General features: G+C 55.3%; 18 protein-coding genes. 11 read left to right on the top strand and 7 right to left on the bottom strand.

Features of this window, described 5'->3' with window-relative positions; genetic code table 11:
- Nucleotides 1-58 precede the first annotated feature (58 nt).
- The 9 genes from smc (at nucleotide 59) to GALF_RS08465 (ending at nucleotide 13,077) form a co-directional block, all read left to right on the top strand.
- Nucleotides 59-3,529: a chromosome segregation protein SMC gene (gene smc, locus GALF_RS08505; protein WP_013293648.1), complete on the top strand. Its 3,471-nt coding sequence runs from the start codon at nucleotides 59-61 to the stop codon at nucleotides 3,527-3,529.
- Between the two features lie 54 nt (nucleotides 3,530-3,583).
- Entirely contained in the window at nucleotides 3,584-3,889 is a 306-nt protein-coding gene (locus tag GALF_RS08500) for a hypothetical protein (protein ID WP_041938039.1), read from the top strand.
- Nucleotides 3,890-3,958: 69 nt separating this feature from the next.
- A complete protein-coding gene (locus GALF_RS08495) occupies nucleotides 3,959-5,191 on the top strand; it encodes a TolC family protein (RefSeq protein ID WP_013293646.1) in 1,233 nt (410 codons plus the stop codon).
- A complete protein-coding gene (locus GALF_RS08490; protein ID WP_013293645.1) occupies nucleotides 5,188-6,333 on the top strand; it encodes an efflux RND transporter periplasmic adaptor subunit in 1,146 nt (381 codons plus the stop codon). The genes GALF_RS08495 and GALF_RS08490 overlap by 4 nt, the downstream gene beginning before the upstream one ends.
- A 48-nt stretch (nucleotides 6,334-6,381) precedes the next feature.
- Entirely contained in the window at nucleotides 6,382-9,483 is a 3,102-nt protein-coding gene (locus GALF_RS08485; RefSeq protein WP_013293644.1) for an efflux RND transporter permease subunit, read from the top strand.
- Between the two features lie 9 nt (nucleotides 9,484-9,492).
- Nucleotides 9,493-9,825, top strand: a complete 333-nt coding sequence (locus GALF_RS08480; protein WP_013293643.1) for a P-II family nitrogen regulator — start codon at nucleotides 9,493-9,495, stop codon at nucleotides 9,823-9,825.
- A 75-nt stretch (nucleotides 9,826-9,900) separates the two neighbouring features.
- Nucleotides 9,901-10,977, top strand: a complete 1,077-nt coding sequence (locus GALF_RS08475) for a calcium:proton antiporter (protein WP_013293642.1) — start codon at nucleotides 9,901-9,903, stop codon at nucleotides 10,975-10,977.
- 31 nt (nucleotides 10,978-11,008) lie between these two features.
- Nucleotides 11,009-11,674 carry a response regulator transcription factor gene (locus GALF_RS08470; RefSeq protein ID WP_013293641.1) on the top strand — a complete coding sequence of 222 codons (666 nt, stop codon included), beginning with the start codon at nucleotides 11,009-11,011 and terminating at the stop codon, nucleotides 11,672-11,674.
- Complete coding sequence (locus GALF_RS08465; RefSeq protein WP_013293640.1) at nucleotides 11,671-13,077, top strand: sensor histidine kinase; 1,407 nt, start codon at nucleotides 11,671-11,673, stop codon at nucleotides 13,075-13,077. The genes GALF_RS08470 and GALF_RS08465 overlap by 4 nt, the downstream gene beginning before the upstream one ends.
- Nucleotides 13,078-13,081: 4 nt before the next feature.
- Here GALF_RS08465 and GALF_RS08460 read toward each other — a convergent pair whose 3' ends face one another.
- Entirely contained in the window at nucleotides 13,082-13,588 is a 507-nt protein-coding gene (locus GALF_RS08460; RefSeq protein ID WP_013293639.1) for a Smr/MutS family protein, read from the bottom strand.
- Between the two features lie 19 nt (nucleotides 13,589-13,607).
- Nucleotides 13,608-14,564 (bottom strand): thioredoxin-disulfide reductase, encoded by a 957-nt coding sequence (gene trxB / locus GALF_RS08455; protein ID WP_013293638.1) that lies wholly within the window; start codon nucleotides 14,562-14,564, stop codon nucleotides 13,608-13,610.
- Between the two features lie 163 nt (nucleotides 14,565-14,727).
- Between trxB and mltB the strand changes: the two genes are divergently transcribed.
- Nucleotides 14,728-15,633 (top strand): lytic murein transglycosylase B, encoded by a 906-nt coding sequence (gene mltB, locus GALF_RS08450; RefSeq protein WP_150102595.1) that lies wholly within the window; start codon nucleotides 14,728-14,730, stop codon nucleotides 15,631-15,633.
- On the opposite strand, the gene GALF_RS08445 is transcribed toward mltB, so the two are convergent.
- On the bottom strand, nucleotides 15,630-16,142 hold the full coding sequence (locus GALF_RS08445; protein WP_013293636.1) for a C40 family peptidase: 513 nt from the start codon (nucleotides 16,140-16,142) through the stop codon (nucleotides 15,630-15,632). The genes mltB and GALF_RS08445 overlap by 4 nt on opposite strands.
- Before the next feature lie 46 nt (nucleotides 16,143-16,188).
- Here GALF_RS08445 and GALF_RS08440 point away from each other — a divergent pair, with 46 nt between their 5' ends.
- Nucleotides 16,189-16,992 carry a type II and III secretion system protein gene (locus tag GALF_RS08440; RefSeq protein ID WP_013293635.1) on the top strand — a complete coding sequence of 268 codons (804 nt, stop codon included), beginning with the start codon at nucleotides 16,189-16,191 and terminating at the stop codon, nucleotides 16,990-16,992.
- Here the strand turns inward: GALF_RS08440 and GALF_RS08435 are convergent.
- The 4 genes from GALF_RS08435 to GALF_RS08420 form a co-directional block, all read right to left on the bottom strand.
- Nucleotides 16,989-17,531, bottom strand: a complete 543-nt coding sequence (locus GALF_RS08435; protein ID WP_013293634.1) for a hemerythrin domain-containing protein — start codon at nucleotides 17,529-17,531, stop codon at nucleotides 16,989-16,991. The genes GALF_RS08440 and GALF_RS08435 overlap by 4 nt on opposite strands.
- A 90-nt stretch (nucleotides 17,532-17,621) precedes the next feature.
- Complete coding sequence (locus GALF_RS08430; protein ID WP_013293633.1) at nucleotides 17,622-18,686, bottom strand: DUF6765 family protein; 1,065 nt, start codon at nucleotides 18,684-18,686, stop codon at nucleotides 17,622-17,624.
- Between the two features lie 33 nt (nucleotides 18,687-18,719).
- The gene (locus tag GALF_RS08425; RefSeq protein ID WP_013293632.1) at nucleotides 18,720-20,933 is read right to left on the bottom strand and encodes a hypothetical protein; all 2,214 of its coding nucleotides are present in this window, start codon (nucleotides 20,931-20,933) and stop codon (nucleotides 18,720-18,722) included.
- A gap of 34 nt (nucleotides 20,934-20,967) precedes the next feature.
- Nucleotides 20,968-21,381, bottom strand: coding sequence for a hypothetical protein (locus tag GALF_RS08420; RefSeq protein WP_013293631.1), 414 nt, complete (start codon nucleotides 21,379-21,381; stop codon nucleotides 20,968-20,970).
- Nucleotides 21,382-21,390: the final 9 nt, after the last annotated feature.

Raw genomic sequence — 21,390 nt, 5'->3', positions numbered from 1 at the left:
TGGTCGTGGGACTCGCTTCGGTTAAGATGGCGGTCATTATATCGTTGCGGCTGACAAATTGCGTCTTTCACAAATCAAGTTGGCTGGATTTAAATCCTTTGTCGATCCGACCACCATCGATCTGCCCGGTCAGATCGTAGGCGTGGTGGGGCCTAACGGCTGCGGAAAATCGAATGTGATCGACGCGCTGCGCTGGGTGCTGGGCGAGTCGCGCGCGTCCGCGCTGCGGGGAGAATCGATGCAGGACGTCATTTTTAACGGTTCAGCCCGTCGAAAACCCGTCGCGCGTGCCAGCGTCGAACTGATCTTCGATAATCAATCCGGCAAGGCGGGCGGGCAATGGGCCAGTTACGCCGAAATTTCCATCAAGCGCGTGTTGTTGCGTAACGGCGACTCGAGCTATTACATCAACAGCCAGAAGGTCAGACGGCGCGATATTACGGACATTTTTTTAGGTACCGGGCTGGGCGCGCGTGCCTATGCCATTATCGAGCAGGGCATGATCTCCCGCATCATCGAAGCAAAGCCGGAAGAATTGCGCATTTTTCTCGAAGAAGCGGCCGGGGTGTCAAAATATCGCGAGCGCCGCCGTGAAACAGCGCAGCGGTTAAATGACACAAGAGATAATTTGCTGCGTGTCGATGACATCCTGCAAGAGATGGACAAGCAGTTGCTGCATCTGGCGCAGCAGGCCGCGGTTGCGGTGCAATATCGCGAACTGGAAACGCTGCGCGATACGGCGCAGCATTTGTTCTGGCTGTTGCGGCGTGAGGAGGCTGAGCTTGCTCGGGCAGGTTTCGCGGCACAGATCGAAAAATGTCGCACCGAACTTGAATTGAAAACAGCCGTCTTGCGCGAGAATGAAAGCGCGCTTGAGATGGCGCGCAGCAGTCATTACCTGTTATCGGACGAGTTGCAGGCGAAACAGGGCGATTTGTACGCGGCCAACTCGGACCTCGTCCGTCTTGAGCAGCAAATCAAGCATGCAGCGTTAGCCAGGCAGCGCTTGCAACAGCAAATCGATCAGACCGGCCAGCAAATTGAACAACAGCTGCAACAGCGTGAAGTCGCGCAACATCAATTGCTGCATTGGCAGAGCCAGCAACGGGTCGCGGCGGAAAAATTAACCGAGGCCGAGCAGCAATTCGCCTGTGTCGATTTGTCTCAGGTAGAGCTGCAGGCGCACGAGGCTCGCGAGGCGTATCACCGGTTACAGCGCGAACAGGTTAAATTGCAGCAGCAACTATCGGGCGGAGAGCACGGCAACCTTGCGCGCAACATCGCTCAACTGGAGGCGCGCGAGGCTCGCTTAACGGGTGAGGCAGGCAGTTTGCCGCTGCCGGATCTCCCCGCGCTGCAACAATTCGAGCGTGAGCTGGCCGAATTGTCTTTGTTGCAGGCCGAACACGATGCACGCCAGTCAAGCTTACAGACGCAATTGACGGCGTCCGACAGTCAGCGACAGCAGTTGCGCAGCACGTTGCAGCAAAGGCAGTTGCAGGCGGCGCAAACGCAAGCCCGGGTGCAGGCCTTGCAGTCTTTGCAGCAAGATAACGCGCCTGACTTGCAGGACTGGTTAGGTCGGCATGGGCTCGATGCATTGCCGCCTCTGTGGCAGGGGATACAGATTGAACCGGGCTGGGAGACTGCGCTCGAGGCGGTGCTGGGTGAGCGTCTCAATGCGCTGCCCGCATTATCTGAACTCATATGCCAAATCGATACGCCGCCTAGCCGATTGGCTTTGTTTGAGCCGGGGTCGGATTCCCCTTTAGAGGCGGGGTCTTGGCCCCGCTTGCTCGATTGCGTACAAAGCAGCAATGCGCAGGCGTCGATCAATGAATGGCTGGCATCGGTTTATACGGTGGCGGATGTAGCACTGGGGGTCTCAATACGGGGGCAATTACCCTCGGGAGGACGCTTTGTCACCCCGGAGGGGCATCTGATCGACCGCCGCAGTGTGCTGTTTCACGCGCCTGATCCTCATTTGCACGGCATGCTGAGCCGGCAGCGCGAGATCGATATGCTGGAGCGCAGCGCTATGATCGACGATGAAATGGTTGCGCAATTAAAAGCGGCCTGCAGCGAAGCTGAACAACGCTATCGCGATCTCGAATGTCAGTTGCCCGTGTTGCGCCGTGCTATCCATGCTTCGGGTCAACGCCAGCATGCGTTGCAAATGCAGCGTCATACCGCTCAACAGGCCGAGGAACACCGTCGTGCACGCGGGGAACAGATATCCGTGGAATTGGCTGAAGTCGCAAAATTGCTCCTGATCGAGCATGCGCAGCAGCACGCGTTGCTGGAACAGATGGCGCAGTTACGCTACGAGGAGGGCTGTATCCGTGCGCAGGTGAGCGAAGCGCGGCAGGCGGCAGAAGACCGTCAGCGCGAGTTTCGCGAACAGCAGGAGCGCGTGCGGCAGCTATTGCTGGCTAAGCAGGAAGCGGATTTTTTACAGCGCACCTGTGCCGATAAAATTACCGATGCACAGGCCGCGATTGAGCTTGCCACGCAAGCTTTGCAGCAATCCGAACTGCTAATGTGTAAGCATCGTGCCGACTTGTCCAGCGGTGCGGATGAAATCTCCAATGAGGCATTGCAAGCTGCGCTGGCCACTCGCGAGACGGCTGAAAATACGCTCAGTGAGCTGCGAAATCGTCTGGAGGCGGTCACGATGCAGATGCAGCGTCTGGATCAGGCGCGTCTGTCTTGTGAGCATGAGCTGACAGGAATAAGGGAAAGGTTGGCCGGACTCGCGCTCAAAGAGCAGGAAGCCCGTTTATATTTTGAGCAATGGGCCGCTCACTTACAAGGCGTGGATGAATCAGCCCTCTTGCCGCAACTGGCTAAAGCGCGTTCAGGTACGCTGCAGAACGAACTGGTTCGATTGAGTCGCGAGATTGCCGACTTAGGGGCTGTCAATCTTGCTGCGCTTGATGAGTTGCAGGCGGCCACCGAGCGACGCGGCTACCTGATGGCGCAATCAGAGGATTTGCAGCAGGCGATGGCAACGCTCGAAGACGCTATCAGGCATATTGACCGCGAATCGCGCGAATTGCTGATGGACACCTATCGTCAGGTTAATTTGCATCTGGCCGAGTTATTCCCGGTGTTGTTTGCCGGAGGGGAAGCCTCGTTAGTCTTGACCGGTGAGGAAATTTTGGACGGGGGCGTGCAGGTGATGGCGCAGCCGCCGGGGAAAAAGAACAGTACGATACATCTGATGTCAGGCGGGGAGAAAGCGCTCACGGCGATAGCGCTGATATTTTCGTTGTTTCAGCTCAATCCCGCGCCCTTTTGTCTGCTCGATGAAGTCGATGCGCCCTTGGATGATACGAATACCGAGCGTTTGTGCGCACTGGTGCGAAAAATGTCACAACACACGCAATTTGTTTTCATTAGCCACAACAAGATCGCCATGGAAATGGCGGGGCAGCTGGTTGGCGTGACGATGCAGGAGAAGGGCGTCTCGAAAGTGGTGTCGGTGGACATCGAGGCGGCGATTCTTCTGGCTGACATGGCCGGATAGCCTGTTTAGCGTCGTATTTTCATACTGTTTGTGCAAATGCGATACAATGCGGGCATGAATATCCAACCGTTGACCTCACTTCTGACCTTATGCCTTGTTGCAGCAGCGCTGTTATTTAGCCTGTGGGTCGGTTGCGCGCAAAGTTTTTGCGCGCAGGATGTGATCGGCAGCGGTCATCTTGAGCTTACACTGGGCTCGGATATTCAAGTAGATGATGCCGATAATATCGCGGCGATCATCTCATCGCCTGCCCGCACCATTCAAGCGCCACACAGAGAAAATTATTCCAAATGGCTGGCGCAAGTTGTTTTGTTTAACTGTTTCTCTCCACCTGACCGCCCGCCTATCTTAGCCGCTTGATTTAAACATGACGTCACGGCGTGAGGTCAGATTTTGTTGTAACTTGCAAGATAATCAACGGATTCAAACATGAAATATATTTATGCTCACCTGATATCAGGTGTGTCGATGCTATTGATGCTAGCGCCGGTGAGTAGTGCGCCACTGACATTGCAACAAGCTTGGGTGTTAGCCGAACAGCACAGCCCTTCCCTTAAAGTGGCCCGCAATCAGGCGGAGGGGGCGCAGGCGGCACTCGAGACCGCAAGCGCTTACCCTAATCCGGATGTTGAGTTCGGTGCGGGTACTTCGCATCTCTTACCACCCAGCGCACAAACTGGACGCAACAGTGCGATGAGCATTTCGCAACCGCTGGAATTTCCGGGGCTGCGCAGTGCCCGTCAGCGTGCGGCTCAAGCCGGAATTACATCAGGGGCTGCCCTGTTGGATGATGCCCGGGTCAACTTGTACGCACAGCTTAAGCTGGCCTTTTTTGAGGTGTTGCGCCGTCAGGACGAAGCAACGTTGACCGCTGAAAATCATGCTTTGCTGTTGCAGATACGCAATCGTGTCAAGTTGCGGGTTGAGGTGGGCGAGTCGCCGCGCTATGAGCTGGTGAAGTCTGATGCAGAGTCCCTGACGGCTGAAAACGCGGCCAAAACCGCCGAGCTTAGAGTCGTGCAGGCGAAAGACAGGTTGCGCGTTTTGCTGGGGGCGCCCCTTGACGATCAGTTCGAGATCGTTCATGTGATGCCTAAAATATCAGAACCGCCTGAGTTGAGTGTATTGCGGGCCGAGTTGCTGCAAAGTCAGCCGCTGCTCAAGGCGGCGATTGCCGAATCTGAGCGTGCCGAGGCTAAACTGGAGCAGGAGCGCAGTCTGCGGATTCCGCAACCCACGCTGAAGTGGGGGGCTGAACGCCATCCTGACGTGAACCTATGGCGCGTTAGTGTGGCGATGCCTTTGCCCTTGTGGAATCAGCGGGCAGGTCCGGTTGGTGAAGCACATGCAAACCGGGAGCGTGCACTGGCCGAACAGGAACGCATCCGTCTGGGCTTGCTGGGGGAGCTTGATCAGGCTTATGGGCGCTATCAGATCGCGCGTCGCCAGATGAATGTGTTTGAAAAAGGTCTGATGCGAGATGCGGAATCGGCGTTGAAGGTGGCGGAAGCCGCTTATCGATACGGTGAACGCGGCATTCTCGACTATCTGGACGCGCAGCGGGTGTATCGCAGCACCCGTATGGATTATCTTAACGCACGCTATGAATTGCAATTTGCGCTAGTTGACATCGAACGACTGCGCGCAGGAGAACCAAAATGAATTTATCAAAACGCTATTTATTACCTCTCGTTTTAGTCGCGCTGTTGGGCGCTTGCGAGAAAAAACAGGAAACCTCTGCAGCGGCTCCCGCTGAAGACCCCGGACTCGTCACCGTTACGCCGCTGTTGCTCAAACGGCTGACGATTTTAGCTGTGGGTGAGGGCGAAATGGCCGACACGGTCCGCGTGCCGGCACGCATCGAGGTGGATGAGCAGCGAGTCGCGCGTATCGGCGCTGCCGTGACCGGGCGTCTGACTGAAATTCACGCCGAATTGGGGCAGCGGGTGCGCCGCGGCGAAGTGCTGGCCATATTGCACAGCGCTGAACTGTCCACTTCACAGTTAGCCTATCTCAAAGCCGTATCACAGGAAGGGTTGCAGTTGCGGGCGGTGGCGCGTGCCAAGCTTCTGTTCGAATCCGATGTGATCAGCTCGGCCGAACTGCAAAAACGCGAGAGCGAGCTTTTGCAGGCGGAAGCTGAACGTCAGACTTCGCATGACCAGTTGCGCGTGCTGGGTATGACTAAGGAGGACATCAATCAATTGGCCGCGACGCGTTCGGTGCATTCGGTTTCATCCGTCATAGCGACGATAGACGGGGTGGTGATCGAGCGCAAGATCACGCAGGGACAGGTCGTGCAACCCGCTGATGCGTTGTTTACCGTGGCTGACTTGTCTCATGTCTGGCTGGTTGCAGAAATTCCCGAGCAGCAGGCAGGGCTGGTCAGAGCGGGCGGCGTGACGGAAGCCGAGATTCCAGCACTGGGAGATCAGGCGATCAAAGGACGACTGATTTTCGTCTCGGATACGGTTAAACCCGACACCCGCACGGTCACTGCGCGTATGGACGTGGAAAATGCAGATCGCTTGATCAAGCCTGGCATGCTCGCGTCGATGCTGATACGCGGTGCGTTGCACAAACGTCTGATGGTGCCGGTGGTCGCGGTTGTGCATGACGGGAGTCAGGATTATGTGTTTGTTCAGAAGGATGCACAGCATTTCGAGTTGCGCCAGGTCAAACTGGGACAGGAAAACGCTGGGGTGGCCCCGGTGATCTCAGGTCTGGCAGCGGGCGAGAAGATCGTCACGGAAGGTGCGTTTCATCTGAATAATGAGCGCCGCCGTAAAGAACTCGAAGGCTAAGGCGCTTATCGTCACGCAGTGATCAACAAAGTCATATAAAGGCTAATTATGCTGGAATCTTTAATACGCGCAGCGCTCAAGCAGCGGCTGGTGCTGGTTGTGGTGGCCGTCTGTCTGGTTGTATTCGGGCTGGATGCGACGCGCAAATTGTCGGTAGATGCGTTTCCCGATGTGACCAACGTGCAGGTGCAGATCGCAACGGTGGCACAAGGCCGCTCACCTGAAGAAGTCGAACGTTTCGTCACCGTGCCGATGGAAATGGCGATGACCGGCCTGCCCGGTCTCGAGGAGATGCGCTCGCTCAATAAACCGGGTTTGTCGCTGATTACACTCGTGTTTACCGATGCCACTGACGTGTACTTCGCGCGTCAGCTGGTCATGGAGCGTCTGATTGAGGCCGCCGGTCGCATGCCGCAGGGTGTGTCCCCGACGCTGGGGCCGCTGTCAACCGGACTGGGCGAAGTGTACCAGTACACGCTGGATTTGCCGGATGACGGGAATAAGGTGTTGTCCGTTGAGGAACTCACCCGCCGCCGCATCGCACAGGACTGGGTGGTCAGGCCGCTGCTGCGCGGTATTCCCGGCGTGGCGGAAATTAATTCCCAAGGCGGCTACGTCAAACAATATCAGGCGCTGGTCAATCCAGACCGGATGCGTCACTACAAAGTCACGCTGACCGATGTTTATCAGGCGCTGGCGCGCAATAATGCCAACGCGGGCGGCGGGGTGCTGCCGCACTATGCCGAGCAGTATTTGATACGCGGTATCGGTCTGATCAAGGATCTTGATGATATCCGCAGCATCGTGCTCAAAGAGCAGGACGGCGTGCCAGTGTTTGTGAAAGATGTGGCCGATGTCTCCATCGGGCATGAAGTTCGCTATGGTGCGCTGCTCAAAAATGGCGTCACCGAGTCGGTAGGCGGCATCGTCATGATGATGCGTGCCGGAAACGCCAAGGAAGTGGTCTCGCGCGTCAAAGAGCGGGTTCAGGAGATCAACGACAAGGGCATGCTGCCCGGTGGTTTGAAGATCGTGCCGTATTATGACCGTAGCGAGCTGGTGGATGCGGCGCTGGGGACGGTGGTGAAGGTGCTGATTGAAGGCGTGGTACTGGTCATCATCGTATTGTTCCTGTTTTTGGGCGACGTGCGTTCATCGCTGGTGGTGGTGGCAAGTCTGGTGTTGACGCCGCTGGTCACTTTTATGGTGATGAATCATTATGGCTTATCAGCCAATCTGATGTCGCTCGGGGGGCTTGCGATTGCCACCGGACTGATTGTGGATGGCTCGGTTGTGGTGGTCGAAAATGCCTTTCAGCGTCTGGCTGAAAATAAAGGCCGGGGTCTGAGCCGGGTGCGGGTGGTGCTCGATGCCGCAACTGAAGTGGGAACGCCGGTAATCTTCGGGGTCTCCATCATTATTTTGGTGTTCCTGCCGTTGATGACGCTGCAAGGCATGGAGGGCAAGATGTTTGCGCCGCTGGCTTTTACCATTGCCATCGCCTTGTTTGTCTCGCTGGTGTTAGCGCTCACCCTCACGCCGGTGCTGTGTTCTTATCTTTTGGTCGGCAAAGACGAGCACGATACGCGTCTGGTCGCGCTGGCCAAAAAGCCTTATTTGCGTTTGCTGGACTGGACCATGGAGAATGGTCGCAAGACGATCACGGCGGCATCGGTATTGTTCGTTGTGGCACTGCTGATGCTGCCGCTGCTGGGCACCGCTTTTATTCCAGAAATGAAGGAAGGATCGATCGTGCCGGGGATTAACCGCGTGCCTAATATTTCCCTTGAGGAGTCGATTAAGCTTGAAATGGAGGCGATGCGCCTAGTGATGCAGGTTCCCGGCGTGAAGTCCGCCGTTTCGGGCGTCGGGCGCGGCGAGAGTCCTGCCGACTCGCAAGGTCAGAATGAGTCCACACCGATCGTCAGTCTTAAACCGCGCAGCGAATGGCCAAAAGGTTGGAATCAGGACGATATTGCCGCCGCAATACGGGAAAAACTGATGACCTTGCCGGGGGTGCAGATCGTTATGGCGCAGCCCATTTCAGACCGGGTGGATGAGATGGTGACAGGCGTGCGCTCTGACGTGGCGATCAAGCTGTTCGGCGATGATTTGGAGCTGCTCAAACAAAAGGCCGATGCCATTGCCAAAGTGGCAGGCTCAGTCAAAGGTGCGCAGGAACTCAAAGTGGAGCGTGTGACAGGACAACAGTACCTGTCGATCGAGATCGACCGTCAGGCCATCGCTCGTCACGGCATCAACGTCTCTGATATCAACGATGTGATTGAATCGGCGATAGGCGGGAGAGCTGCGACCGAAATTTACGAGGGCGAGCGTCGCTTCGGTGCGGTCGTGCGTTTGCCGGAGGCCTTCCGCGGCGATGTAGCCACTATTCGCAGTCTGCTGGTGATGTCTCCGAATGGCGCGCTGGTGGCGCTGGAGAATCTGGCTCAGATCAGTGTGGCCGATGGTCCGGCCCAGATCAGTCGCGAAAAGGGCAAACGCCGTATCGTGATCGGGGTCAATGTGAAGGACCGCGATTTGGGTAGTTTCGTGACCGAGTTGCAGCAGGCGGTGGATAGCAAAATAAAATTGCCAGATGGTTATTATCTGGAGTGGGGCGGACAATTTCAGAATATGGAACGCGCCATGGGGCATCTGAAAATTATCGTTCCCGTGACGGTTGCGGCGATTTTCTTTCTGTTGTTTTTGTTGTTTGGTTCGCTGCGATATGCGGCTTTGATCATTCTTGTGCTGCCCTTCGCATCGATCGGCGGCGTGGTGGCGTTGTTTATCACTGGCGAATATTTGTCCGTGCCGGCATCGGTTGGTTTCATCGCGTTGTGGGGTATCGCAGTGCTCAACGGGGTGGTGCTGGTATCGTATATTCGCAGTCTGCGCGATGAAGGCATGAGTCAGACGGCAGCCGTCGTGCAGGGCTGTCGCCAGCGCTTTCGTCCGGTACTGATGACGGCAACCGTGGCGATGCTGGGCCTGATCCCCATGCTGTTTGCCAACGGACCGGGTTCTGAAGTTCAGCGTCCTCTGGCGATCGTTGTGATCGGCGGATTGATTACCTCCACCCTACTGACACTGGTGGTGCTGCCTACGTTGTATAAATGGTTTGAAGAGAAGCCCGTCGAAGCCTAGGAGAGAAAAATGAAAGAAATCAAAGCAATCGTACGACCCGCAAAACTGCATAAAATACGCGATGCGTTCCGGCTGCTGCCGGGTTTTCCCGGTATGAATATTTCGAATGTGGAAGGTTGCAGTGCGCATTCGGGTATCGAGCAGAGTGACTCGTTGAAAAACGAGTTGACTGACTTCACCAAAAAACTGCGGATCGAAATCATTGCTCCCGATGAAATGCTTGATGAGATTCTGGCGATCATTCACCGCACTGCGCATACGGGGCAGACAGGGGACGGCGTGTTGTGGGTAACTGATGTGCAGACGTTTACGAGATTGTGTACGCTGCCTGTTCAAGAGTAGCATGGGCAGGTTAACAACGGGTGTTGTCCTCGTCCCGGACGGATGCAGCACTTATGATGGGCAGGAGTTCTTGTTATGAATACGCTTAAGTCCGAATGGCCTATCATCATTGCATTTGCGATGCTGGCGTTAGGTTTTACGCTGGAACATGCTGCGGTCGAGCAGGGCGGCTTGCTGTTGTGGGCGGCCTTGTTGGCCATATTAGCCGCGATCATCGGCGTTGCGTTTCGTATTGCTCATCATGCGGAAGTGCTGGCGCTGCGCTTTGGTGAACCTTATGGCACGCTGATCCTGACCCTCGCCGCCGTGTCGGTCGAAGTGGTGATTCTGATCGTTTTGCTGCAAGGGGCGCCGAATCCGACCCTGACTCGCGATACCGTATTTGCTGCGATTATGTTCGACATCAACGGTATATTGGGTCTGGCGGCGATTGTCGGCGGTCTTAAACACGGCAGCGCCCGCTACAATGTGGACTCGGCCAATTCTTTCATTGCCATGTTGCTGGTTGCAATCGGAATTGGCATGTTTATCCCCGATTTTGTGCCGGATGCGAAATGGATGGGATACTCTGTTTTTTCTATCGTCATGATGGTCGTGATGTACACCGCTTTTCTTCGCCTGCAGACGGTTGAACATCGCCGCTTTTTTGAATATTCGACCCAGCTGGAAGAAGAAGTGCAGGACAGGCTGAAGAGTCCGAATAGCCTGCATGTTGCCGTGATGCTGGGGGCGATTGTGCTGGTGGGGCTGCTCTCAGAGGTGCTGTCCGTACTGCTCGATGCAGGGCTCAGCGGTAGCGGTTTGCCTCGTGCGATTCCTGCCGTGCTGGTCGCCTTGATTTCCGCCAGTCCGGAGATCCTCACCGCGCTGAAGGCCGCGCAGCAAAATCGTATGCAGACCACCGTCAATATTGCGCTGGGCGCCTCATTGGCTACGGTGCTGTTGACACTGCCTGTGCTTGAGGGCATTGCGCTGTTCAACGGCGAGCGAATCGATTTGGCGCTCACGCCGGTTCAGGGCGGTATGCTGCTGCTCACCTTTCTGACCGTGATGAACAACCTGCATGACGGTGAAACCAATGCCATCGAAGGTATCAGCCATTTCGCACTGTTTTGTGCTTTTATTGCGCTGGTCATGACAGGCGTGCTGTGACGAAGTTTTATAATTAATTCACAACATTGTTATGCATTTACTCCTCGTCGAAGATGACCCGGTGCTGGCCAATGGTCTGATGCACTCACTGCAGTTGGCCAATTTTACGGTGACCCATGAGGCCAACGGCCAGCGCGCAGACCATTGGTTGACCGTGAAATGCTTTGATCTGCTGATACTCGATCTGGGCTTGCCGGATATGGATGGCACGGAAATTCTTTCCCGATTACGCCAGCGCGGCAATTTAATACCGGTGTTGCTTTTGACGGCTCGCAACAGCCTGACGGATCGGGTTCACGGGCTCGATGGCGGGGCGGATGATTATCTGGCCAAACCCTTTGAATTGCAGGAGCTGGAGGCGCGTATCAGGGCGTTGTTGCGGCGCAGCCAGCCCATTGGCCATGCCCGGCTGGAAGTGGGAGGGTTGTGCCTGGATATGGAGGGGCAATGCGCCACGCTCAATCAAGTACCGCTTGATTTGCTCGCACGCGAGCTGAACTTGTTGAAAATACTGATGCAGCAGGCAGGTCGCGTAATCAGCAAAGACGTGCTGTGTGAACAGCTCTCCTCCGCAGGGGAAGAGATCAGCAGCAATGCAGTTGAGGTCTATGTGCATCGCCTGCGTAAAAAAATTGAAAGTGGAGGGGTCAGTATTCTCACTTTGCGCGGTCTGGGCTATATGCTAGCGTTGCCGTGAGCTGGTACCGAACCTGGATCAAGACGGTCAGCCTACGCCATCGCTTGTTGTGGAGTGTGCTGCTGCCGATGCTGATACTGCTGGTTATCAATATCGTGGTGGTCAGCAAAATGGGATACGACAGCGCAACGCGCAGGCACGATCATTTTTTGCAGGACGTCAGCGCCAAATTGCTGGAACAGTTAAATACCAGGCAAGGGCATGTGGGCTTTAATGACCGCAACCTAAATATTCTGACCGAAGACAAAAGTGATGAGGTTCACTATTTTTTTCGCGGAGTACAGAGTAACTTCCGTTTCGGTGATGCCGACTTGCCGGAACCGACGGAAATGCTCACTGCAGAGCCCATTTATTATTTCGATACCTACAGAGACAAACCGGTACGCATGATGGCCGTGATTATGCCGCAGGCAGATGTCAATGCGGAGCCTGTTGTGATGGTGGTGGCAAAAACGCTGGTGCTTTATCACGAACGCGCGTGGGAGTGGATTTGGCGTGTACTGCCAGCCCATCTAATTCTGATGGGACTTTCTGCGGTGCTGGTCTGGTGGGGGGTGGGACGGGGTTTACGGCCTTTGCTGGATTTGCGCGATGAGGTGACCCGCCGTTCTTCACTGGATTTACATCCGTTGCCGGAGCAGAAAATCATTCTTGAAGTCAGGCCCCTGATCCACAGTTTTAACGAGTTGATGGCGCGTTTGGACGTGTCACTAGCGGCACAGCAACGCTTTATCACCAATGCAGCGCATCAGTTGCGCACCCCGCTGAGCGGTTTTAAGACGCAGGCCGAGTTGATCATGGGCATGGATAATGTCGATGAGATACATTACACGATGCGGCAGTTGCATATCGCGGCCGATCAGGCCGGTCGTATGATCAGCCAGTTGCTGGTATTGGCCAGTTCCGAGCCGGGCGCGCAAACGCAAGAGAGTTTTTCCCGGCTGAATCTGGTGGCTCTGGCGCGCGACATCACGCAATCCTGGGTGCCGCGTTCTCTGAAGCGTCATATCGATCTGGGATTGGAGAGCGAAGAGAATGTGATTGATGTGACAGGGAATGCCTTGTTGATGGCGGAGATGCTAGGCAACCTGATCGACAATGCGTTGCGCTACAGCCATTACAGCGGGCAGGTGACGGTGCGCATCAGTCGCAAGGGAGGCAAGGTCTGTCTGGAAGTGGAAGACAATGGCCCCGGTATTGCGGTCAGTGAGCGTCAGCGCATCTTTGAGCGATTTTATCGTGTGCCGGGTACGCTACAGGATGGCTGCGGGTTAGGATTGTCTATCGTCCGCGAAATTGCGCATCGTCATCAGGCTGAGGTTTATGTGCTATCAGGTTCCAATGGTCAGGGGACGTTGATGAGGATCCTCTTTGCGCAAAACAGCGCACAAGTCGTGCCGTGAGCGGTCAATTGCTTTTGAGCAGAATGATGACCGCACCATCGCCGCCCAGATTCGGCGGGGCAAGACAGTAAGCCAGTACCTGAGGATGTTGCGTCAGCCAATTGCGGGTCAGGGCGCGCAGCACCGCTTCACCGCCCGGGCTGTTGATTCCTTTGCCATGGATGATCCGTACATGACGAAAGCCCTGCTGGATTGCCGAAAAAATAAAGTGTTGCAACAGCACACGCGCCTCCTCTATCGGGCTGCCGTGCAGATCCAGGCTGTCATCGATGCTGTTGCGCCGCAGTTTACGCAGTACCATGCGCGATAAGCCATTGGCGAGGTAGGTTTCCGCTGAAGGCTGAGCTTGATAGTCGGACAGGGTGTCGAGAATTTCAGTGGCGCTGTGTGTGCTGCGCACCCGGGTATGAACGGCAGGTTTTGCTTGCGTGGCGCGGTTGTGCTCAGCCAGCGGCGTCACAGCACCTACCACCGAGCGGAACAAAATGGCATCCTCAACGGTTGCGCTCATGACGCGACGCTAGCCTGTGTTACAGCTTTCCGATAGAGGCCAGATATTTGTCCGCGTCGAGCGCCGCCATGCAGCCGGTTGCCGCGCTGGTGACTGCCTGACGATAGATTTGATCCTGTACATCGCCTGCCGCAAACACGCCGGAAATGCTGGCGGCTGTTGCGTTACCCGTTGAGCCGCCGCGCGTGCTGATGTAGCCATTGTTCATTTCCAGTTGGCCTGCGAAAATTTCGGTATTCGGTTTGTGTCCGATCGCGATGAACACACCGGTCAACTCGATATCCTGTTTGTCTCCGCTTTGCACATCTTTGACGCGCATGCCGGTGACGCCTGAGGCATCGCCCAGCACTTCATCGAGCGTACTGTTCAGTTGCAGTGTGATCTTTCCTTCGGCTACTTTCTCCATCAGATGATCGATCATGATGCGTTCTGCACGGAAGGTGTCGCGACGGTGTACTAAGGTGACGTGTTTGGCGATGTTGGCAAGATACAGGGCTTCTTCGACGGCGGTGTTGCCGCCACCGATCACGGCCACATTCTGTCCCCGGTAGAAGAACCCGTCGCAGGTCGCGCAACCCGACACGCCGCGTCCCATGAAGGCTTCTTCGGAGGGCAGTCCCAGATACTGAGCGGATGCGCCGGTGCAGATGATCAGTGCATCGCAGGTATAGCTGCCCGCATCGCCTTCGAGCAGGAACGGTTTTTGTTGCAGACGGGCGGTGTGGATGTGATCGGAAATCATCAGCGTATTGAAGCGTTCCGCGTGCTGCTGCAGCCTTGCCATCAATTCAGGGCCTTGTACGCCCGATACATCGCCCGGCCAGTTGTCCACTTCCGTGGTGGTCATCAACTGTCCACCCTGTGCCATACCGGTGATCAGCACGGGGCCGAGGTTCGCGCGTGCAGCATAGACGGCCGCCGTATAACCGGCAGGTCCTGAACCCAAAATGATGAGACGGTGGTGTTGAGTGGTCATGATAGGTCTTCCGGTTGTGTTTGTGCTGGTGAAATTGTTCAGCGATAGGCGAAATTTACCAGTAATGGCAGCAATCTGTCGAGCATAGGTTAAAATCTGCGCTATGAAATCCTATTTATATTGCATTTGTTCTCTGTTGGGCTGTTTGTTCGCTGGGCCCGTGATGTCAGCAACGCTGCCGGGTATCCCCGAGTTTATTGATGAAATGGTCGCACGGCATCAATTTGATCGCGAAGAGCTGAAGGCTGTTTTTGAAACGGTTGATTACAGGCCTCAGGTTATTGCGGCGATTTCGCGTCCCTCAACGATCAAGCCGTGGCTTACCTACCGCGCTGCCTTCGTCAATGCCCGGCGCGTTAAGCTAGGACTCCTGTTCTGGGATAAGCACCGCGCTGCATTGCGTCGTGCCGAAAAACAATATGGCGTGCCGCAGGAAATCATTGTGGCCTTGATCGGTGTGGAGACGATCTACGGTCAGCAGATGGGAAAGTTTCGTACTCTCGATGCATTGACAACGCTGGCCTTCGATTATCCGCGCCGCGCTGCCTTTTTTCGCGATGAACTGGAAAACTATCTGCTGCTGGCTAAAGCGCAGCAGTTCGATCTATTTGAGGTGAAAAGCTCTTATGCCGGCGCGTTGGGTATTCCTCAGTTCATGCCCAGCAGCTATCGCAAGTATGCGGTCGATTTTAACGGCAATCATAAAATAGATCTGCTGGATGAGCCTGTCGACGCTATCGGCAGCGTGGCCAATTATCTGAAGGAGTACGGCTGGGTAAAAGGCGGGCCGGTTGCGGTGCACGCACAGGTCAGCGAAGGGTGTTGCAGCGAGATCACTAAAATTCCGCGTAGCCTGGCCGACTGGCAGGAATCTGATGTCGTCGTCAGCGGTCATCTCAGTCCGCAAGAAAGTGCGCGATTGATGGACTATACCGTGACTGAGGGTAAAGAATACTGGCTGGGGTTTAATAACTTCGAAGTCATCACGCGCTACAACAACAGCGATTTTTATGCGATGACCGTGTATCAGCTGGCCTGTGGGCTCAAGTCTGCCCGGCAGGTCAATTAATTATTGACGGCGAACTGTTTGTTCGGCGTGATGCGGCGGGCACCGTTGTAACGAGCACGCCAGTACTTTTCATTCAGGCTGGTAATCATGATCGCCTTGCCGGATTTAGGCGAATGAACGAAGCGGTTTTCGCCGATAAAAATACCGACATGGGAATTAGCGCTGCGCGTTGTGTTGAAGAACACCAGATCTCCGGGTTTTAACTGGGTCGTGTCTAACGGCGTGCCGATGCGACCCATTTCAGCGCTGGTGCGCGGTAGATTCAGCCCGAGCGAATTTTGGAACACGAACTGTACAAAACCGCTGCAATCGAATCCGTTGTTGCGTGAAGCACCGCCATACTGGTAGGGGGTGTCGTGCAGGCTCATCGCATAGATCGCGAGATTGTTCATCTGCGCTTCGTCATTCAGGGGCGCTGTGTAGCTTGACTGTGGCGCGCTGGTATGGACAGGCGCAGTGCCGCATGCGCTGAGCAGCAATACTGAAAAAAGCGTGGCTGGATATTTCATGAATGATAATTTACGGTAGAGTAGCCGAGCTTGTAAAGGGAAAATAATGAAAAAACGGATTATCTTGTTGTTAGTGCTGTGGTTTAGCGTGTCAATACAGGCCAGCGAGCTTGAAAGCATTAACCTCAAGCACCGTACTGCCGAAGAGCTGATACCTGTGATCCGGCCTTTGCTCGATAAGGATGAAATGGTCAGCGGCATGAACTATCAGCTTATTGTGCGCGCATCCTCACATCGTATTACGCAGATTAAACGCCTGCTCGATGGACTCGATACGATGCCGCGCCGCTTGAAAGTCACGGTGATGCAGAATGTCGACAGCGATACGGCATCGCGTCTGCTGGCGTTGTCGGGCAGCATGGGATCGCGCATCAGTCTGGGACAGAACGGCACGCAGGCCAGTATCATCAGCACCCGTTCGCTTGAAGACGATAAGAAGACCCAGCAGCTACAGGTGCTGGAGGGTAATCGGGCTCTGGTGCGTAGCGGCCAGAGTGTGCCGCTACCTCAGCGACAGGTCGTGCAAACCCCGTGGGGGACGCAGGTGACGGAGACGACGCAGTACCGGGAGGTCGCCAGCGGATTTTATGTCCTGCCGCGCCTGCAGGGGGAACGGGTGACGCTGGAAATCAGCACGCAGAATGACGCTTTAGCAACGAATCAGAATTCGGCGGGCACGACCCGCATACAAAGTACGAACAGTGTTGTGTCGGGGCGCTTAGGCGAATGGATCAGCCTGGGCGGTGCGGAGCAGCAGCACAGTGTCGATGATTCGACGATCACCACGCGCAGCACCTCGAGGCTCAATGAAGCGCGCTCCGTGCTGATCAAGGTTGAAGAAGTCGATTAGGCAGGCATTGATTCGGGGAATTTTGCGCCACGGCGCTCGCTCATTTTTCGACCGAGCAGCGTGATTTGTTGCGTGCTTAACAGGCGCTCCGCCATCGGCAGCAGTTGCGCATTTTCGATCGCAATATGGTCGGTGTGGCGGGAAATAAAGTTTTCGACCAGCGCACTGTCGAGCGGGGTTTCATGACCTGCGACGAGTTGCAGCAGCACCGGCCGCAACGCGGTCCACGCGTCTTGCATCTTTTCGTGTTCGGCAAGCAGTCGCGCCAGCAAAGCGCTATCGGTATCGGGGTGGCCTAGCAGCAGAGGGAACAGATCTTCTTCCTCATCCTGATGGTGAAATTGCCCTGCACTATCAAAGTAGCGCAGTATCCCTGATGCGGCTTGCTGAACCTGTGTGTCACATCCGCTTTGCCTGAGGTGTGCGTCCAGTTTTGTCAGTGTGGCGCATTGTTGCAATATCTTGTCATGGCAGGCGTGCAGCATTTCTAGCGGGTCGTCGAAGCCGGGGGCGGCCTGAAATGCGTTCAAAGAAATCATGTTCCTGATCGTTGCGAGGTAAAGATGGGAAAACATCTTAGCAGCAAAGCGGCGGAGTCTGTCAAAAGTGCTTTGTTCGCGCGCATCCGTTTATGCGGCACAGATACCGTATTTGGGCAGAATGTTGTAAATCACATTGAAACGGTGGGCCTGAATCGCATCGTGAAACTCTTTCCAGTTGCTGCTCAGAAAGTGCGATTGATAGCCGTATTTATGCAAGTCGTCGCTCGTGCCGAGCGCAGCAGCCTTCCATGAAGCCTTACCTAGCGGGTCGTAGTCGTCTATGTCCGTTTTGCCGCACACGGTAAATAGTCCGTCCCGAATCGCCGTGAGCCATTTTTGATGACGCGCGTCGCCGTCAGCGGACAGCGTGGTGGCGAACATCGTGCCGATTTGTTCCCGGGTCTGAGCGCTAAGTCCGGGTACAAGAGCCTCCGGATCCCCCAGTATATAGCGCCGCATTGCGATGCACATCTGTTCGCTGGCGGCCATAAAATCGGCCGGATTGTCACGCGGGATCAGTTTGCCGCGGCCGTTTTTGTATTGCCAGCGTAAAAAAGGCATGTCAGGAAAAATTTGTGCACGGGCGTGTCCTAACGGCGGGATGGCATCATCCAGAAAACTGCCCAGCAGGTTACTCAACGGCTTGTTGAAAATACCGGACTTTCCGGTCTCACGGGCTTTTTCCACTTCGTTGATCTGGTGCGTGACGCCGGCGAATCCCTGATGGGCCCAGGTGTCTGCATAGACATGCAGGGTCACGCCCAGTCTGTGCAAGCCATAGGCGCGATGCTTATCCAGTATGGCATCGCGCACCATTTCACGCGCGATCGGACTATCCGGCGTGCAGACAATTTTGTCGATGAAACTGCCTTCGGGATTTTGCTCTGCCGGCAATCCGCCGTTGCCGGGTAAAAAGTGAAAAGGCAGCCAGACATTGTGATTGGCCAGCTCCTCCGCGTTGCGAATATCGATCATTTTATGTGCCGAATTGATGCGGTTATAGGCGGCCCCGTTATCAAAATAGACCGCGCCGCTGCAGGTTGCATCGTCGACATACTGGGATGCGTAGGCAATGATATCGGCATCGTGATGATCGAAGCCGGCTTCGCGTGCGATGACATAGGTGGTGGCGTGGTGAAAATCAATTTGCATGAGTGCTCCCGTCGTTTGAATAGGGTTTTCGTATCAGTTAAGCGTGTCCAGACCGATCGCCTGCCGGTGTCGCTCCCACTCGTCGTCCAGCAGCAGGAAGTAGCCGAATAGCTGATAGTCATATTCGGCGGGATTAACGCCCGAATTAAAGGGCCGTTGCAGCGCCGTGGCATAAATGAGCTGCCCCAGAAACAGGCCGTCGGCAATTTCGACCAGCTCGTCCAGACAATAGCCGATCGGTGCGGGGCCGCCGATTAAGGGATAGCGATAATTGAACTGAAACACGCGTTTTTCGCGATTGGCGGGCAGGATAGAGGGCTGATCCGCAACGCCCAAAAAGGCGTATCCCTGTCTTTCAAAGGGCGAACCGCTCTTGACGGATGCTTGCTGCAGCGCAGTATCGGGGACGCGATAATTCATGTCATTGAGCGCCATCAGGCTATCCATCATTAAAATGCGTTTATCCTGCAGGTTGTAACCCATCACATAGCGCTCGAGTGCTTCCTGACGCCAGAAGTCCTTGTCGGCAGGGCTCATGCCCTGATCCCAGCTGTGCGTCAGATGTTCGGTGTAGCGCCCGCTGTTAAGATGCTGTGCATCCGCTTTGAGCGACAGGTAATGGGGGCTGCTTGCCGGATGGCATTTGAGTTGAGAGACGCGGGCCGGATAGCGCGCGGTCAGATTCGGACTCTCGTCTAGCAACATGGACAGTTTGCGCGGCGATATTTTTTCGAAGGATTTGCCAGCCCAGGGAAAAATGAATTTTCCGATGCTGTGCCAGAGCTTATTTAAAATATTCGGGCCGCTGGGGGGCTCGAAGGACAGGCGCGAATCCGCTTGATCGGATGTATCAGCAAAGCCGCAGTGCAGATTGAGTGTGGCGCCGTGGTAATAATCGAACCCTTCGATGAGAGATTTTTCGCCATACCAGTCATCCTGAGCGCTGCTCGTTAACCTGACGTTATACCCGCGCGCGCCGCTGCCCTGAAACAGTCCATCTCGAACGCAGGGGGCGATGCCTGCTGCAAACAAACGATGCAGCGGCTCAAAGGCTAGTAACCGGTCGTGCGGATTACTCTGTTCTGAAATATGCGCGCTGATGCGCTGCAGCATTTGCAGTACCGACTCATCCGGGTGTTCGATGCCGGCCATGCCGGTTGGATGTCCTATCAGTCGGGTAAATTTCTGCTGGAGTGTGGTATCCGATTGCCAGCGGGTATCGACAGGTCTTGTGGTGGCAGGCGGGCTTTCATCAGGGCGAGGCGCGAGTTGGGGAAAGGCCGCGTAAATCCGGTTTGAGTTGGCCGGGTCCAGCATCAGGAAATAGCCGTTATTCTGATAGCCATAGTCGGTGCCGGACGCCGTATAGGCTTCGTCGATGGCCTCGTTTAAAAACGGCAGTGAGCCCAAATTGATGTGGCGGGTCGCATAAATCAGCTGTCCCAAATACATGCCGTCTGAAATTTGTACGATTTCATCGATCAGGCCGCTCATCGGAAAGATCGGGTGCAGATTGGGCCACCGGTAATTGAGCGAAAAGACGGTCTTTCCCGCCATGTCCGGCAGCACTGACCTGCCCAGATCGGCCAGAAAATAGCCGCCGGTCTTGTTGTAGGGAATGCGCTTTTCAAGGTCAAGATGGCGTTGCAGCAGGATGCTGTCGAATCCGCCGCTCCCGGTTGATTCCGGCCGGTCTTTTAAGTGCCAGGCCGCCGTGATCACAGGCAGCAACAGGCCTGGCATGTCGCGAAAAAAATTGCGGCCGATGCGGCTCACCTTTTCGTCGTAACTGGCCATCACCTCAGGGGCATCGCCACATTTTTCAGCATAGGCATCGCGTAAAACAGGCTCGAATGTCTTGCCCATCCAAATCCCGCTGCCAGATAGCGTGGCGTTCCAGGTGGTGGCCAGAATCTCGAGACTTGCGATGGCCGAACGAGACAGGCCTGTTGTTCTGGCCTGCGCACTTAAAAAGTCACTATCGCGTAATGACAGCGTGATGCCTATCATGGGGCCGTCGAGCGGCACGGCGCGGCCGCACAGGAAGAGTGTGCGCAATTTATCGTTAATTTCTGGCCATCTGGCATGCTGTGTATTGTCAGATAAAATCCGCTGATATTCCGCCATCAAAGTGTAAAAATCGCCGTGATAATCCTCCGTTAGCAGGGTGGCCAGATTGCTATCCAGTATCAGGCGCACCTCTTTCGTGGTGTCCGGGAAGTTGTCGCTGCTGAGATAGTTCATCATCGCACACTCCGTCAGGCGTGAATTGCAGCAATTTTTATACGGCGGTATTGGCTTTTACGACGCCTTTTAATTCAGACATCTGACTCAAGATCGCTTGCGCATTTCCGCTGGCAATCGTGATGCCCAGCGTCGCGATTTTGCTCAGAATATTCAAAATCCGACTGACATCATGGATGGCATTGATGGCGGCAGTTGCCTGATCAATGGCATCAACCAGCCCTTGCGTCGTGATTTCGCCATTACAGGCCAGCAGGGTGATGCCCACGGCGCGATAGCGATCGGCGTCATAGCGCAGTGCCGTTTCGCGGGCGACTAAGGCGTCATACTGCTGATCGGTTAAGCCGGATTTTAACGATCGGCGCAAGAGTAGGGCGGCGGCGGCCGCCGCCTGAATGGCATCGGCAATTTCAAACGCCTGGGCGGGGAGTAGTTTTTTGTCTTTTAACATGGCAATTTA

It is taken from the genome of Gallionella capsiferriformans ES-2 (assembly GCF_000145255.1).
Classification (GTDB): domain Bacteria; phylum Pseudomonadota; class Gammaproteobacteria; order Burkholderiales; family Gallionellaceae; genus Gallionella; species Gallionella capsiferriformans.
This window is presented reverse-complemented; position numbering and strand designations above follow the sequence as displayed.

Excerpts from the sequence above, each read along its gene's own strand:
- mltB (WP_150102595.1), top strand. The coding sequence starts at position 14,728 with ATGTCAGCAACGCTGCCGGGTATCCCCGAGTTTATTGATGAAATGGTC.
- GALF_RS08425 (WP_013293632.1), bottom strand. The coding sequence starts at position 20,933 with ATGATGAACTATCTCAGCAGCGACAACTTCCCGGACACCACGAAAGAG.
- GALF_RS08430 (WP_013293633.1), bottom strand. The coding sequence starts at position 18,686 with ATGCAAATTGATTTTCACCACGCCACCACCTATGTCATCGCACGCGAA.
- GALF_RS08490 (WP_013293645.1), top strand. The coding sequence starts at position 5,188 with ATGAATTTATCAAAACGCTATTTATTACCTCTCGTTTTAGTCGCGCTG.
- GALF_RS08470 (WP_013293641.1), top strand. The coding sequence starts at position 11,009 with ATGCATTTACTCCTCGTCGAAGATGACCCGGTGCTGGCCAATGGTCTG.
- GALF_RS08495 (WP_013293646.1), top strand. The coding sequence starts at position 3,959 with ATGAAATATATTTATGCTCACCTGATATCAGGTGTGTCGATGCTATTG.
- GALF_RS08435 (WP_013293634.1), bottom strand. The coding sequence starts at position 17,531 with ATGATTTCTTTGAACGCATTTCAGGCCGCCCCCGGCTTCGACGACCCG.
- GALF_RS08420 (WP_013293631.1), bottom strand. The coding sequence starts at position 21,381 with ATGTTAAAAGACAAAAAACTACTCCCCGCCCAGGCGTTTGAAATTGCC.
- trxB (WP_013293638.1), bottom strand. The coding sequence starts at position 14,564 with ATGACCACTCAACACCACCGTCTCATCATTTTGGGTTCAGGACCTGCC.
- GALF_RS08480 (WP_013293643.1), top strand. The coding sequence starts at position 9,493 with ATGAAAGAAATCAAAGCAATCGTACGACCCGCAAAACTGCATAAAATA.
- GALF_RS08460 (WP_013293639.1), bottom strand. The coding sequence starts at position 13,588 with ATGAGCGCAACCGTTGAGGATGCCATTTTGTTCCGCTCGGTGGTAGGT.
- GALF_RS08485 (WP_013293644.1), top strand. The coding sequence starts at position 6,382 with ATGCTGGAATCTTTAATACGCGCAGCGCTCAAGCAGCGGCTGGTGCTG.
- GALF_RS08500 (WP_041938039.1), top strand. The coding sequence starts at position 3,584 with ATGAATATCCAACCGTTGACCTCACTTCTGACCTTATGCCTTGTTGCA.
- GALF_RS08440 (WP_013293635.1), top strand. The coding sequence starts at position 16,189 with ATGAAAAAACGGATTATCTTGTTGTTAGTGCTGTGGTTTAGCGTGTCA.
- GALF_RS08445 (WP_013293636.1), bottom strand. The coding sequence starts at position 16,142 with ATGAAATATCCAGCCACGCTTTTTTCAGTATTGCTGCTCAGCGCATGC.
- GALF_RS08475 (WP_013293642.1), top strand. The coding sequence starts at position 9,901 with ATGAATACGCTTAAGTCCGAATGGCCTATCATCATTGCATTTGCGATG.